Below are 13732 nucleotides of genomic sequence, written 5' to 3'. Positions count from 1 at the left end.
CGGTGCGGGTGAGCTGATCGGCTCACCCGCACCGCGCCTCCAGTCCGTCACCGGTCCGTCACCGGTCCGTCGCGGGCGCCGCGTCGTCGACGACCGCGAGGCCGTTCAGGGTGCGGGGGTACCCGATGAACGGCACCAGGACGGTGAGCACGTCGAGCAGGTCCCGGCGGTGGTTGCCGACGGCGAGGTTCCCCGCGACGTGCCCACGGACCTGCGCGTCGGCGCCACCGAGCGCGACGAGCATCGCGAAGGTGACGAGCTCGCGGGTCCGGAGGTCCAGCCCGCCGCGGGCCACCGTGTCGCCGAAGCAATTGCCGGAGAGGAGCCGCTGGAAGTGCACCGTGTCGGGCGACGCGGCGTCGTACATCCGGTCGACCCGGTCGGCGCCGACGATCCGTCCCTGCACCTCGCGCCCGCGGGCCAGTCGCGTCTCGGGGTCGGTCGTGCGCTGATCAGGCAGGGGGAGCGCGACGCCGCGGGCGACGAGCGCGTCGTCGGTGATCGTGAGGAAGTCGACGGTGCGGGCGAAGCCGACGTAGGCGACGGCCTGGTAGACGACCTCCTTCGCCTCGACGGGGGTGACATCGTTCGCGAGCGCTGCTCCGAGGAGGACCGCGAACTCGGTGTGCGCACCGACGGCGATCGTCGCGCCGAGCTGGACGAGGAGTCGGTCGTGCCGGGTGATCGCGACGTCGCGCAGGGTCTCGTCGAGGGCGAAGTCGGCGAAGGACGCCGCGAACCCCGGGTCGGTCTCGGCGAGGGTCGAGGTGTGGTCCGGGAAGAGCTGGGCGTGCTCGCGCTGGGCTGCTGGGTTCGCTGGCATGCCCTCGACGCTAGGACCGGGGTCGCCTCCGTGGGAGGGGACGCTGGGACACCCTCCGGCAGGGCACCCCTCCGCGAGCGCGAGCGGTCCGGATGGGCTCAGGACGACGGTCCGGCGACGACCCGGCGGTCCCGCACGGCCCACGGCAGCAGGAGCCCGGCGAGCACCCCGCCCCCGAGGTCGGCGGCCAGGTCCCCGATGGTGTCCTCGTAGCCGACGTAGATGGTCGGGTCGAGGAAGGTGTGCCCGAGGAACTCGAACACCTCCCAGACGGATCCGATCGCCAGCGACAGCACGCCGGCGACGACGACCGCCTGGGCCCGACCGACCCGGTCGCCCGTGCGCAGCACCCCGGTGTCGCTCGCGATCACCCAGAGCACCGCGGTCAACGCGGCGAGCAGCACGAAGTGCACGACCTTGTCCCACAGGAACACCGAGGTGTACCAGCCGAGGACGCTGCTCCACCCGGCGACGAGGGCCAGCGCGCACACGGCGGTGTCGACGGCGGGTCGGAGTCCGAGCACGCGGGGGACGACGACCCCGAGCAGTGCGAGCAGGAGCACGGCGAACGCGATCCAGCCCCACCCGATCGTGGCGACCGGGAGGCTCAGCAGCGTCACCGCACGGACGGCGTCGGCGACGACCTCGGCGCCGCGGGGTCGGCGGAGGAACGTCGCACCGAGCCGGTCGATCACGCGGTGGTCCGCGGTGGTCGTGGTCACGCTGCCTCCCACCGGAGCACGGCCTGCACGGCGGCGTGGTCGGACGGCCACACCCCGCTCGGTCGGCGCGTCGACACGGCCGCCGCCGACACGGAGGCACGCACCCCGTCGGCGCCGCGGGCCAGGATCCAGTCGATCCGGCGTCCGCCCCGCCGGGGAGCGCGGTACCCGAGGTGCGTGCCCAACTCCTCGGACGCGTGCGAGGCCGCCGCCGTCCAGGTGTCCGCGAACCCCGCGTCGGTGAGGACCCGGTGCGGAGCACTGTCGGCGGGGGCGTTCGCGTCGCCGAGCACGACGACCGGGAGCCCGGCCTCGTCCGCCCACCGGACGAGGAGCTCCGCCGACCGCCGACGTGCCAGGGGCGATGCGACGTCGAGGTGCACGGACACGGCGAGGAAGCGCGTGCCGGTGACGCGGTCCTCGAGCCGGAGGCCGACGGCGATCCGGGGGAACAGGGTGCCCCACGACCGGCTCCCGATCCGCTCCGGCCGGCGGGACAGCGCCCGGACGTGCTCACCGGTGATCCGCAGACGGTCGGTGTCGACGAGCATCCCGACGCGCTCCCCGTCGCCGCGGCGCCCGCGACCCCGGAGCACCGCGGTCCACCGGGGCTGCAACCGTTCCGTGAGCCAGCGCTCCTGGTCGGGCAGGACCTCCTGGAGGGCGGCGAGGTGCGGGGACTCGGACCCGAGCAGCTCGAGCACGGCACCGCGGCGGTGCGTCCAGGCGTCGCGGTGGTCGGTCCGACGGTGCGGGACGCGTCGGCGGACGTTGAGGGACAGGACGTGCAGGTCCGGGGCGGACCGCGGCCCGACGAGCGGGGAGTCGCTCACGACGCCGGCACCTCCTCGAGCGGTTCCACGACGTCCGGCCCGGGGACGCGCTCGACCACGGCACCGGGCACGGCACGGGGCGTCGCCCAGCAGCGCCGCACGGCCCGGACGACCGGCAGGATCCGGAACCCGCCGAGCGCCAGTGTCCGGAGCGCCTTCCGCGTGCGCACGACGAGGCCGGGCAGGTCGCGGACGGGCTCGCCCGACACGGACATCACGAGGGAACGGTCGAGCACCACCGGCCACGCGGGATCGAGCTGCACGGACAGGTCGACGTCGTCGTGGACGTCGGCGTCGTACCGGTGCACGCGGGACCGGACGGCCTCCCAGGCGCGGCGTCGGATGACCAGGTTCGAACCGAACAACGGCGGCCGCCACAGTGCCGCCGTCATCAGGGCGAAGTAGGCGCGCATGTACGCGACGTGCCAGAACGCCCGCTCCAGACGACCGAGCCCGCGGAACTCGCCCGGCCCGGTCACCGCCGCGACGAGGTCGTCGTCGAAGTGCCGAAGCGCCCGCTCGAGCCAGTCCGGACCCGGGCAGGAGTCCGAGTCCAGCCTGGCGATCAGGGTGCCCGTCGCCGCGTCGTAGCCCCGGGACGCCGCCGCGGCGATCGCCCGGACGGGTTCGTGCAGCACGCGGGCACCGGCCTGGGAGGCGACGGCCACGCTGTCGTCCGAGCTGCCGTTGTCGACGACGACCACCTCGTCGGGCAGCCGCGTCTGGCGAGCCAACGCCGCGAGGCACCGGCGGAGCTGGTCCGCGTCGTCGAGGACCGGCACGACGACGGTGACGGTGTCGGGGCGGCGCATGCGACCACCCAACCAGGCCGTGCTCCGACCGCGCCCAGCGCTGCGGGCCGGCACCGCGCCTCCTGGCCGCCCCTACTCCACGTCGACGTCCCGCTTCCCGCGCCGGACGATGAGCGGATCGGGCCGGCCGATCACGTCCACCGCCTTGTCCGGGTAGTCGAACTGCGTCAGGAAGTACCGCATCGCGTTCAGACGAGCGCGCTTCTTGTCGTTCGACCGGACGATCGTCCACGGTGCGTACCGCTTGCTCGTCCGGGCGAACATGGCGGTCTTCGCCTCGGTGTACTCGTCCCACCGGTCGAGCGAGAGCAGGTCGATGTCGGACAGCTTCCACCGCCGCACGGGGTCGAGCTGCCGGATCGCGAACCGGGTGCGCTGCTCGCGGCGGGTGACCGAGAACCAGAACTTCGTGAGGTGGATGCCGGAGTCGACGAGCATCCGCTCGAACTGCGGCACCTGCGTCATGAAGGACTCGTACTCGTCGTCGGAGCAGAACCCCATCACCCGCTCGACACCGGCGCGGTTGTACCAGGAACGGTCGAACAGGACCATCTCGCCCGCCGACGGCAGGTACTGCACGTAGCGCTGGAAGTACCACTCCCCGCGCTCGCGTTCGCTCGGCTTGCTCAGCGCGACGACGCGGGAGGTCCGGGGGTTGAGGTGCTCCGTGAACCGCTTGATGGTGCCGCCCTTGCCCGCGGCGTCGCGACCCTCGAAGAGCACGACCGCCTTCTGCCCGGTGTCCTCGAGCCAGTACTGGCACTTCAGCAGCTCGATCTGCAGGTGGTACTTCTGGTACTCGTACTCCTCGCGGCCGAGGCGCTCGTCGTAGGGGTAGTCGTCGCGCCAGGTCAGGACCGGGTTGCCGTACGGGTCGATGAGGTCCGGGTCGGCGGTGTGCCCGTCGGCGACGCTGTAGCCCTCGGTCCGGAGCTGCTCGATGTACTCCCGGATGGGCTGCGAGTACTGGGCCTTGTCCACGGGTCCTCCTCGTCGGTGTGCTGCACCCCCATCCTGGCGTGCGCTTCCCGGCCGCGTCCGCAGGGACACCGGACAAACTTCCGTCAGGGCTGTACGTTCACAGTGAGGTCGCTGGACGCGATCGCGGCAGAAGGAGCAAGCATGTCAGGAACAACCCGGTCGGGACGTCCGACCACCGTCACCGTCTCGTTCATCATCTGGCTGATCGTGGTCCTCGCGAACATCATCAGCGGCATCGTCGTGCTCGTCGCGGGCGGCGGTGGCGCGGCCGCAGCGAACGCCGTCGGGACCGGGCCGGTGGTCGCTGGCGCGATCATCAGCTTCATCATCGCCATCGTCGAGCTCATCATCGTCTTCAAGATGCGCGACGGCCGCAACTGGGCGCGCATCGTCCTGCTCGTGCTCGCGATCCTGCAGGTCCTCAACGTCGGTGTCGGCGCGGCGTCCGGTTCGAACGCCTTCGGCTGGATCGGTGGCATCGCAGTCATCGTCGCGACCATCCTCATGTTCGTCGGTGGCGCGAACGCCTACTTCCGCCGTCGCTGACGACCGGAGTGCGGGTCGCGACGCGACCCGATGACGGACGGGAGGCGCGGTGCCGGCTGGCACCGCGCCTCCCGTCCGTCTGCGGTCCGGTCCGTTCGCGGTCGCGTGCGTCCGCGGTGGCGTCCGTTCGCGGTCGCGTCCGCGAGAGGATGGCCGGGTGCGCACCGCGACCGACCTCCTCGACGCCCTCGTCCGTCACGTCGACGCCACCGGCTTCGCCGCCCACGGCCTCCACGTCCTCGTCGGGGACGACGCCGCCGAGCACCACTGGACGCCCGACGTCCGGCGCGAGGTCCACTCCGTGGCCAAGGGGATCGCGGTCCTCGCCACCGGGATCGCCGCCGATGACGGACTCGTCGACGTGGACGTCCCGGTGTCGACCCTCCTGCCCGCCGTCCGCTTCGGGGCGGGCACGGACGCGGTCACGCTCCGGCACCTGCTCACCATGACGAGCGGTGTCGACATGCCGTGGTCCGAGACGGAGCTCACCGACTGGCCGGACCTCGCGGCCGAGTTCCTCGGACGCCCCTCGCGCGGCCGGGTGTTCCAGTACGCGAACGCGAGCACGTACACGGCGATGCGGGTCCTCGAGACCCGGGTCGGCGACGTCGGCGCGTTCGTCGCCCGGCGGTTGTTCGACCCGCTCGGAATCGAGGACGTGCCGTGGGCACGCTGCCCGAACGGGTACGTCGCCGGCGGCGAGGGCCTGGCGATGCGCACCGGCGAACTCGCACGGATCGGCCGACTGGTGCGCGACCGCGGGCAGTCCGCGGGGCGACGTATCGTGCGCGCACGCTGGTGCGACGCGATGCACACCGACTGGGTCGAGCGCGACGGCACGGGCCCCGGCTACGAGCGGTACGCGATGGCGGGGTGGGACGGCCCCGGCCGACTCTGGCGGCTGCACGGCGCGTACGGGCAGATGCTGCTCTTCGACGGCGACACGGTCGTCACCGTGACGGCGGACGACCACTTCGGAGCGGACGCCTTCGCGGCGGTCGTCGCGACGGAGCTGGAGTCGGAGGAACCGGCCGACCGGGCCTGAACGCCGCGGGCCGAGGGCTGCGGGTCGCGGGCTGCGGGCCGGGGGTCGCGGGCCGAGGGCCGGGCGTCAGTGGCGCCGTCGGCTCGAGATCAGTCCGCCGAAGACCAGCACCACCGCCACGCAGAAGACGATCAGTCCCGCGGGGTCGAAGCCGTCGAAGTTCATGGTTCCTCCTGGAGTCCTGTCCCGACGGTACGACCGCGTTCCTCGACGTGCGCGGTGTCCGGCGCCCCCGGGCATTCCGGCCCGCACAGGTTCCTCCGGCGCAGGCGGGTTCGTCCGGGGAACGCACCCGATCCCGCCGGAGTGCGCATGTGCGCCCGCTGCGAGCGCTCCGGCCGAACGGGTGCGATGATGATCCGCGGCCGTCGCCCGACGGCGAAGACGCCGTCGGACGGACGGTGAAGAGACGGAAGTGACGAGCGTGACCGAGACCCGCTCTCAGACCCCGACGACCGAGACCTCCGACGACGCCGGCACCCACGGCCCCGCGAAGGGCATCGCCGCCCTCGCCCTGGCCGCCCTCGGCGTCGTCTTCGGCGACATCGGCACGAGCCCGCTGTACGCGTTGCGCACCGTGTTCACGATCGACGGCGGCATCGTGCAGGCCAACCAGGAGGACGTCTACGGCGTGATCTCGATGATGTTCTGGAGCATCACGATCATCGTCTCGATCAAGTACGTCCTCGTGCTCATGCGCGCCGACAACAACGGCGAGGGCGGGGTGATGGCGCTCGCCGCACTGGCCCGACGCCTCTACGCGAAGCGCCGCGGGGGAGCGACGATCTTCCTGGTCATCGGGATCGTCGGCGTCTCGCTGTTCTACGGCGACTCCGTCATCACCCCGGCGGTGTCCGTGCTCTCGGCCGTCGAGGGGCTGCAGACCGCCGCCCCGAGCGTCGGCCACCTCATCGTGCCGATCGCGGCGGTCATCCTCGTGGTGCTGTTCGCGGTGCAGCGGGTGGGCACGGGGAAGGTCGGCAACCTGTTCGGCCCCGTGATGCTGCTCTGGTTCGTCGTCATCGCCGCCGCCGGGGTGCCGCACATCCTGGCGCACCCGGGCGTCCTGCAGGGGCTCTCGCCCACGTGGGCCATCGCGTTCCTCATCGCGCACCCGTACATCACGTTCGTCGCGATGGGCGCGGTCGTGCTGGTCATCACCGGCGCCGAGGCCCTCTACGCCGACATGGGCCACTTCGGGCGGACGCCGATCCTCCGCGCCTGGTTCTTCGTCGTCTTCCCGGCCCTCGTGCTGAACTACCTCGGCCAGGCGTCGCTGGTGCTCAACCAGCTCGGGGCGGCGAAGGACCCCTTCTTCCTGCTCTTCCCGAGCGCGTTGCAGATCCCGGTCGTGATCCTCGCGACGATGGCCACCGTCATCGCGAGCCAGGCGGTCATCTCCGGGGCGTTCTCGCTGAGCCGCCAGGCCGTGCAGCTCGGCCTGCTGCCGCCGCTCACCATCCGGCAGACCTCCCGACAGGAGGGCGGCCAGATCTACCTGCCGGCCGTCAACCTCCTGCTGTTCATCGGCGTGATGGCCGTCATGCTCGCGTTCCGTTCCTCGGCGAGCCTCGCCACCGCGTACGGGGTCTCCGTCACCGGTGCCCTCGTCGTCGACACGCTCCTGCTGCTGCTCGTGGTGAAGCCGCTGTGGCACTGGAAGACGTGGAAGCTCGTCGTCGCCGCGGTGGCGTTCGGCGGGCTCGAGCTGACGTTCCTCGCCGGCAACCTGTCGAAGATCCTGCACGGCGGATGGGTCCCGCTGCTGATCGCGCTCGCGGTGATCACGCTCATGACCACGTGGCGTCGTGGCCGGCAGCTCGTGCAGGAGGAGCGCAAGGAGCGTGAGGGGTCCCTCGCCGACTTCATCGAGAAGATCAACACGAAGGGCATCCCGCGCGTGCAGGGAGTCGCGATCTTCCCGCACCCCAACAAGGAGACGACGCCGCTCGCGCTCCGGGCGAACGTCGAGCACAACCACGTGGTCCACCGGACGGTCGTCATCGTGTCCGTCATCACCGCGAACGTGCCCCACGTGCCGCACGCCAAGGCCTTCTTCCGTGACGACCTCGGCTACGAGGACGACGGCATCGACCACATCACGATCAAGTTCGGCTTCTCGGACGACCAGGACCTGCCGAAGGCCCTGCACGCGGCCTGCCTGGCCGAGGTGCTCGACGTCGACCCCGAGGAGATGGCGAACGCGTCGTACTTCATCTCGCGCGGCGCTCTCCGCCCGGTGGCGGGGAACCGGGGCATGGTCGGCTGGCGCAAGAAGCTCTTCGTCGGGCTGGCGCACAACGCCGCCGACCCGGCTGCCCGCTTCGGGCTGCCGGCGCACCGTACCGTGACGATGGGCAGCGACGTCGAGATCTGACGACCGTCGCCCGCGTCAGCAGCAGTCGCAGGCCTCGACCTCGCGCTCGCCGGTGAGCGCGGCGACGGGCTGCTTGCAGGCGTCGCCCCGCCAGGCCTCGAGCCCTTCCCGGACCGCGAACACCACGACGACGAGCCCGGCCACCGGGTCCGCCCAGGTCCAGCCGAACAGGGTGTTCAGCAGCAGGCCGACCAGGACGGCGGCGGAGAGGTAGCTGCACACCAGGGTCTGCTTCGAGTCCGCGACGGCCGACGCCGAACCGAGCTCGCGGCCCGTGCGCCGTTCGAGCAGGCTGAGGAACGGCATCACGGCCAGGCTGACCGCGGCGAGCACGATGCCCACCGTGCTGTGCTCCGGCTCGCGCAGTCCGGTCAGCGTCAGCACCGCGTCGACCGAGACGTACAGGGCGAGCCCGAAGAACGAGACGGCGATCACGCGGAGCGCCGTCCGTTCGCGCCGCTCGGGGTCGGGCGCCGCGAACTGCCACGCGACCGCGGCCGCGGAGAGCACCTCGACGATCGAGTCCAGGCCGAAGCCGATCAGGGCGGTGGACGACGCGACCGAGCCGGCGCTGATCGCGACGACGGCCTCGACGACGTTGTACGTGATGGTGGCGGCGACGATCCATCGGATCCGGCGGCGCAGCACCGCGCTCCGGACGGCCGTCGGACGCGGCCCGAGGGGCAGCGCGGCGCTCATGCGCCCGGCCCGCAGCAGAGCGGCACGGCACAGGCGTCGTCGGTGCACGGCGCGCCGTCGTCGACCGCCAGCACGACGTCGACGAGTGACTCGAGTGCACGGGCGAGGTGCGCGTCCGCGATCTCGTAGCGGGTCCGGCGGCCTTCCGGGACGGCCACGACGATCCCGCACCCGCGGAGGCACGCCAGGTGGTTCGACACGTTCGCCCGGGTGGTCCCGAGGTCGTCGGCGAGGACGGCGGGGTAGCGGGGGGAATCGAGCAGGCGGAGGAGGATCCGCGCGCGGGTCGGATCGGCGAGGGCGCGGCCGAGGCGGTTCATCACCTCGAGGCGTGGAGCGACGAGCAGCATGCACCCACAGTACAGCGAAGGCTGTACCGATCGGGGGTAGACGGGTACGTCGGGTACAGCGAACCTGAACGCCGGGGGATCCAGGCCGGGAATCGACTAACCGACGAGCAGCGACGCCCGATACTCCATCGCACAAGCACCACGGCCATCGCAACACACGCACACCCCCACGCAGGAGGCAGTCAGCATGCGGTCCCCGTCCGTCCTCGTCGCCGCGCTCTCGATCGCACTCGTCGCCGCGACCAGCCTCGCTGCCGGCGCGCCCGCCGGAGCAGCGGCCCTCCCCGCCTCGTCGAAGGCGACCTCGACCGTGCCGGACGGCCGGACGATCCCGAAGACGAACGTCACGACGAACGGCCGGACCTGGAAGCAGACCTTCCGCGCCGGGTTCGACAGTGCCGCGCCGGTCGGCAAGTTCGCGGCGACGTACCCGCGGATCGGTCTCTACGACGGCTTCACGGACACGACCGGCAAGGGGAAGTACGCGCCGTCGAAGGTCCTGAGCGTGAAGGGCGGCGTGCTCGACTTCGCGCTGCACACCGAGAAGGGCCAGCCCCTCGTCGCGGCGATCATGCCCGACGGGTACGCCCCGCACAAGACGGGTCGGGTGTCGATCCGGTACAAGACGACGAAGACCCAGGGCTACAAGTTCTCGACGATCCTCTGGCCGTCGAGCGACGACTGGAACGAGGGCGAGATCGACTGGCCCGAGGCCGACCTCGGTGCCCGCCCCCGCCCGGCCTCAGCGGTGCCCGGCAGCTGGACGCCGCTCGGCATGCGGTTCGAACCGGGCAAGGAGACCTTCGCGCCCTCGGACAGCACCGGCTGGCACGTCGCGACGACCGAGTGGGACAAGGGCATCGTCCGGTTCTACTGGGACGGCAAGCTCGTCTCGTCGACCACCAAGGCGGTGCCGACGACGGCCTTCCGCGTGACCATGCAGGCGGAGACCACCACGAACGGCGGGGCGATCCCGGCGAGCGCGGTCGGGCACGTCAGCGTGGACTGGATCGCGATCTGGAACTGACCGGGCGCCGGCGCCGCTGACCGACGCGGGGACCGGGGCGGCCGCGCCCGCTCAGTGGGTGCGGCCGCGCAGCCGTCCGATGCCGAGCACGACGGCGACGACCACCAGGCCGAGCAGGAGCCCGACCACCGCCGACACCGCGGTGTCCACGATCCACGTGACGACCGGCCCGGTCGCCTCGATGCCGTGCTCGATCGCGTGCAGGAGGTCGTACGGGCCGTGCCAGAAGGTCTCCGCCAGGTTCGCGATCACGAGGTGTCCGCCCACCCAGAGCATGGCCACCGTGCCGACGATGCCGATCACACGGAACACGGTCGGCATGGCGCGGACGATCCGCGCGCCGGTCCGTCGGGTGCGACGGACGCTGTTCTTCATCATCTGCAGCCCGATGTCGTCGATCTTCACGAGCAGGGCCACGGCGCCGTAGACCGCCCCGGTCATGACGAGCCCGATGACGATGAGCGCGCCGAGCGTCGGCCAGAGCCCGAGGTCGGGGTCGAGTCCGGCGAGGGCGATGAGCATGATCTCGGTGCTGAGGATGAGGTCCGTGCGGATCGCCCCGAACACGAGCTTCGGCTCGGCGACGGTCTCCTCGGACTCGCTGACGTGGTGCGCGCCGAACCACTCGGTGACCTTCTCGGCCCCCTCGAAGCACAGGTAGGTGCCGCCGAGCAGCAGCAACCACGGCAGCACCCACGGCGCGAACGCGGTGAGCAGCAGCGCGAGCGGGATGATGATGACGAACTTGTTGAAGAGGCTGCCGAGCGCGATCCGCCCCACGACCGGCAGCTCGCGCGCGGGCGAGAGCCCCTGCACGTACTGCGGGGTCACCGCGGCGTCGTCGATCACGACGCCAGCGGTCTTGGCGCTGGCCTTGAGGGCCGCGGAGAGCACGTCGTCGACGATGGCGAGCAGACCGACTGACATGCGCTCAGACTAGGGCCTCGGCGCGTCCCGTCGGCGCAGGGTCTGCGAGGGGGACTCCCCGTACACCTCGGCGTAGTACCCGGAGAACCGCCCGAGGTGGTTGAACCCCCACGACAGCGCGACCTCGGCGACCGTCACGCGCTCGGGGTCGCCCGCGAGCAGTTCGGCGCGGACCCCGTGCAGCCGGGCCTCGCGCAGGAACTGCATCGGCCGGACGCCGACGTTCCGCTGGAAGGCCGCCTGCAGTCCCCGTGCGCTCACCCCGGCAGCAGCGCTCACCTGGGCGACCGTGAGCGGCCGGCGGGCGTTCGCGACCATCCACTCCTTGGCGAACCGGATCGTCGACGACCCGACCGCCACCGTGGGCGCCGACGACGGCGTCGCGTCGAACGCCGCCGCCACGGCGTCCGCGATCGACTGGTTCCAGCGTGCGCGGACCGTCTCCGGCGCCGTCGGGTCCAGGAGGCGCGGTGCGGCCTCGCCGATCCGGCTGCGGAGCACCCGCAGCGCGTCCACCCCCAGCGTGCGGCGGAACGCGAGCTGCCGCGGCTCGTCGTCGCCGCGGCGCGCAGCGGCGATCGACTCGAGGAACGCGCCACCGAACCGGACCGAGTGCTGTCCCGAGGGGAGCCCCTCGAACGTGAAGTCGCGACCGACCGGGTACATCACCGGGACGCCGGGCAGCAGCTGCACCGGGTCACGGGTCCCGGTGTCGATCGTCATGCCGGGGCCGGTCGCCCACGCCAGGACGTAGTCGTGACCGGGGACGATCGTGCCCCACCGTCGTGCCGCCACGTCCGAGGTGCCCACCACCACGTCCGGGTCGCCGACGGCCCGGAAGCGGAAGGCGAACCCGTCGCGGGCAGCATCGCCGATGTGGATGTCGCGGCTGTCGTACACCCGCTCGTACAGCGCCACGGCGTCGTCGAGGGAGGACCCCCGGCGATCGACGTGGATCGGCGCGACATCGTGGACCATGTCCGACCAGTGTCGCGCATGTCGTCCGCGATCGGTCACATCGCGACGCAGTTCGCGCACCCGACCACGGACGCGACTGCGTTCGGCGGCTGTTCCGTACGGGCTGCCAGACGCCGCCGAGGACGGTGAGGACAGCGGCGGATCCGTCGCTCGGACGGAGGACCACATGTACTTCCACGCACAGACCTGGATCAACGAGATCGCCGACGGCGAACCGGACCCCGCGGCCGCCAACGCCCTGCAGGAGGGACTCGGCGGGCAGTTCGGCGAGATGCGCACGATGATGCAGTACCTGTTCCAGGCGATGAACTTCCGGGGTCCGGCCGCGAAGCCGTTCCGCGACCTCATCCAGGGCGTCGGGACCGAGGAGATCAGCCACGTCGAGCTCATCGGCACCACGATCTCGCGGCTGCTCGACGGTGCTCCCGAGTACTCCGGCAAGCTCACCGACCCGCTCGACACCCCCGGGGCGAAGGGGGCGACCCCGCTGAACATCGCGCTCGACACGGGCAACATCCACCACTACCTCGTCGGTGCCCAGGGAGCCCTGCCGGTCGACGCCGCCGGGAACCCGTGGAGCGGCAGCTACGTGTACAACTCCGGCAACCTGCCGCTCGACCTGCTGTACAACCTCATGCTCGAGTCGACCGGCCGCCTGCAGAAGTGCCGGATCTACGAGATGACCGACAACCCCACTGCTCGCAGCACCATCGCGTACCTGATCGTGCGCGACCAGGCGCACGAGAACGCCTACGCGAAGGCGCTCGAGGCCCTCGGCGTCGACTGGGGGAAGCTCCTGCCGATCCCGAAGACCAACGCCGAGGCGTTCCCCGAGGTCAAGGCGCTCGTCGACCTGGGGCTGCAGAGCAAGCAGTACAGCTTCGACCTCGACGGTGCGTCCGAGGCCGCGAAGATCTTCCGCGGCGCCTCCCCGTCGAACGACGGCACCGACCTCGACGCGTCCGAGCAGGCACCCGCCGGGGTGCCGTCGTTCATCGCGCCGGAGCGGCTCGAGGAGTTCGCGCCGGGGCTCGACGCCGATCTGCTCGCACTCATCCAGCAGACCGCGGAGCTCGAACTCGACCAGGCCGAGACGCCGGTGTACGGCCCCGTCGCCTGACCGGTCTCAGTCGAGGCAGAACTCGTTGCCCTCGACGTCCTGCATGACGATGCACGACTCGTTGACCTCGTCGGCGAGCATGCGGCGGAACTGCGTGGCGCCGAGGCCGACGAGCCGGTCGCTCTCGGCGTCGAGGGCGGCGAGCCGTTCGGCGCCGACGAGCCCGCTGCCGACCCGGACGTCGAGGTGCACGCGGTTCTTCACGACCTTGCCCTCCGGCACGCGCTGGAAGAACAACCGTGGGCCGACTCCGGTCGGGTCCACGCAGGCGAACGCCGAACCGCGGTGCTCCGGGGGCAGCGCCCGGTCGAAGGCGTCCCACGAGTCGAACCCCTCCGGTGGCGGCGGCACCACGTAGCCGAGGACCTCGCACCAGAAGCGCGCCACCCGCTCGGGGTCCGCGCAGTCGAACGTCACCTGCACCTGCCGCACCGTCGCCGTCATGGCGCCACTGTACGTCGTGGGCGCCACCACGCGCCGGGCCGCCACCGC

Annotated in this window: 15 protein-coding genes; 5 read left to right on the top strand and 10 right to left on the bottom strand. The window is 71.7% G+C overall.

The window, feature by feature from the left end; genetic code table 11:
* Positions 1 to 58: 58 nt before the first annotated feature.
* The 5 genes from ACIPEP_RS10715 to ppk2 all read right to left on the bottom strand — a co-directional run bounded on the left by ACIPEP_RS10715 (position 59) and on the right by ppk2 (position 4171).
* Positions 59 to 823 (bottom strand): carboxymuconolactone decarboxylase family protein, encoded by a 765-nt coding sequence (locus tag ACIPEP_RS10715; protein WP_402717249.1) that lies wholly within the window; start codon positions 821 to 823, stop codon positions 59 to 61.
* 98 nt (positions 824 to 921) lie between these two features.
* Positions 922 to 1545, bottom strand: coding sequence for a hypothetical protein (locus ACIPEP_RS10710; RefSeq protein ID WP_402717248.1), 624 nt, complete (start codon positions 1543 to 1545; stop codon positions 922 to 924).
* The gene (locus tag ACIPEP_RS10705) at positions 1542 to 2378 is read right to left on the bottom strand and encodes an endonuclease/exonuclease/phosphatase family protein (protein WP_402717247.1); all 837 of its coding nucleotides are present in this window, start codon (positions 2376 to 2378) and stop codon (positions 1542 to 1544) included. The genes ACIPEP_RS10710 and ACIPEP_RS10705 overlap by 4 nt, the downstream gene beginning before the upstream one ends.
* Positions 2375 to 3190, bottom strand: a complete 816-nt coding sequence (locus ACIPEP_RS10700; RefSeq protein ID WP_402717246.1) for a glycosyltransferase family 2 protein — start codon at positions 3188 to 3190, stop codon at positions 2375 to 2377. The genes ACIPEP_RS10705 and ACIPEP_RS10700 overlap by 4 nt, the downstream gene beginning before the upstream one ends.
* 72 nt (positions 3191 to 3262) lie before the next feature.
* On the bottom strand, positions 3263 to 4171 hold the full coding sequence (gene ppk2, locus ACIPEP_RS10695; protein ID WP_070416884.1) for a polyphosphate kinase 2: 909 nt from the start codon (positions 4169 to 4171) through the stop codon (positions 3263 to 3265).
* A 141-nt stretch (positions 4172 to 4312) separates the two neighbouring features.
* Between ppk2 and ACIPEP_RS10690 the strand changes: the two genes are divergently transcribed.
* The 3 genes from ACIPEP_RS10690 to ACIPEP_RS10680 all read left to right on the top strand — a co-directional run bounded on the left by ACIPEP_RS10690 (position 4313) and on the right by ACIPEP_RS10680 (position 8139).
* Positions 4313 to 4717: a hypothetical protein gene (locus ACIPEP_RS10690; protein WP_402717245.1), complete on the top strand. Its 405-nt coding sequence runs from the start codon at positions 4313 to 4315 to the stop codon at positions 4715 to 4717.
* A gap of 157 nt (positions 4718 to 4874) precedes the next feature.
* On the top strand, positions 4875 to 5762 hold the full coding sequence (locus ACIPEP_RS10685) for a serine hydrolase domain-containing protein (RefSeq protein WP_402717244.1): 888 nt from the start codon (positions 4875 to 4877) through the stop codon (positions 5760 to 5762).
* Between the two features lie 424 nt (positions 5763 to 6186).
* The gene (locus ACIPEP_RS10680; RefSeq protein ID WP_402717243.1) at positions 6187 to 8139 is read left to right on the top strand and encodes a potassium transporter Kup; all 1953 of its coding nucleotides are present in this window, start codon (positions 6187 to 6189) and stop codon (positions 8137 to 8139) included.
* A 15-nt stretch (positions 8140 to 8154) separates the two neighbouring features.
* On the opposite strand, the gene ACIPEP_RS10675 is transcribed toward ACIPEP_RS10680, so the two are convergent.
* Both ACIPEP_RS10675 and ACIPEP_RS10670 read right to left on the bottom strand, forming a co-directional pair.
* A complete protein-coding gene (locus ACIPEP_RS10675) occupies positions 8155 to 8838 on the bottom strand; it encodes a cation diffusion facilitator family transporter (RefSeq protein ID WP_071301769.1) in 684 nt (227 codons plus the stop codon).
* Positions 8835 to 9188 carry an ArsR/SmtB family transcription factor gene (locus tag ACIPEP_RS10670; RefSeq protein ID WP_402717242.1) on the bottom strand — a complete coding sequence of 118 codons (354 nt, stop codon included), beginning with the start codon at positions 9186 to 9188 and terminating at the stop codon, positions 8835 to 8837. The genes ACIPEP_RS10675 and ACIPEP_RS10670 overlap by 4 nt, the downstream gene beginning before the upstream one ends.
* A 187-nt stretch (positions 9189 to 9375) precedes the next feature.
* Here ACIPEP_RS10670 and ACIPEP_RS10665 point away from each other — a divergent pair, with 187 nt between their 5' ends.
* A complete protein-coding gene (locus ACIPEP_RS10665) occupies positions 9376 to 10215 on the top strand; it encodes a glycoside hydrolase family 16 protein (RefSeq protein WP_070416879.1) in 840 nt (279 codons plus the stop codon).
* A 51-nt stretch (positions 10216 to 10266) separates the two neighbouring features.
* Here ACIPEP_RS10665 and ACIPEP_RS10660 read toward each other — a convergent pair whose 3' ends face one another.
* Together ACIPEP_RS10660 and ACIPEP_RS10655 are read right to left on the bottom strand one after the other, a co-directional pair.
* Positions 10267 to 11142 carry a DUF808 family protein gene (locus ACIPEP_RS10660; protein ID WP_071295327.1) on the bottom strand — a complete coding sequence of 292 codons (876 nt, stop codon included), beginning with the start codon at positions 11140 to 11142 and terminating at the stop codon, positions 10267 to 10269.
* Between the two features lie 9 nt (positions 11143 to 11151).
* Positions 11152 to 12120: a helix-turn-helix transcriptional regulator gene (locus tag ACIPEP_RS10655; RefSeq protein WP_402717241.1), complete on the bottom strand. Its 969-nt coding sequence runs from the start codon at positions 12118 to 12120 to the stop codon at positions 11152 to 11154.
* Between the two features lie 166 nt (positions 12121 to 12286).
* On the opposite strand from ACIPEP_RS10655, the gene ACIPEP_RS10650 reads away from it, so the two are divergent.
* Positions 12287 to 13240 carry a manganese catalase family protein gene (locus ACIPEP_RS10650; RefSeq protein WP_402717240.1) on the top strand — a complete coding sequence of 318 codons (954 nt, stop codon included), beginning with the start codon at positions 12287 to 12289 and terminating at the stop codon, positions 13238 to 13240.
* A 6-nt stretch (positions 13241 to 13246) separates the two neighbouring features.
* Here ACIPEP_RS10650 and ACIPEP_RS10645 read toward each other — a convergent pair whose 3' ends face one another.
* Complete coding sequence (locus ACIPEP_RS10645) at positions 13247 to 13684, bottom strand: VOC family protein (protein ID WP_402717239.1); 438 nt, start codon at positions 13682 to 13684, stop codon at positions 13247 to 13249.
* Positions 13685 to 13732: the final 48 nt, after the last annotated feature.

The sequence above is a fragment of the Curtobacterium sp. NPDC087082 genome (assembly GCF_044745045.1).
In the GTDB taxonomy this organism is placed as follows: domain Bacteria; phylum Actinomycetota; class Actinomycetes; order Actinomycetales; family Microbacteriaceae; genus Curtobacterium.
This window is presented reverse-complemented; position numbering and strand designations above follow the sequence as displayed.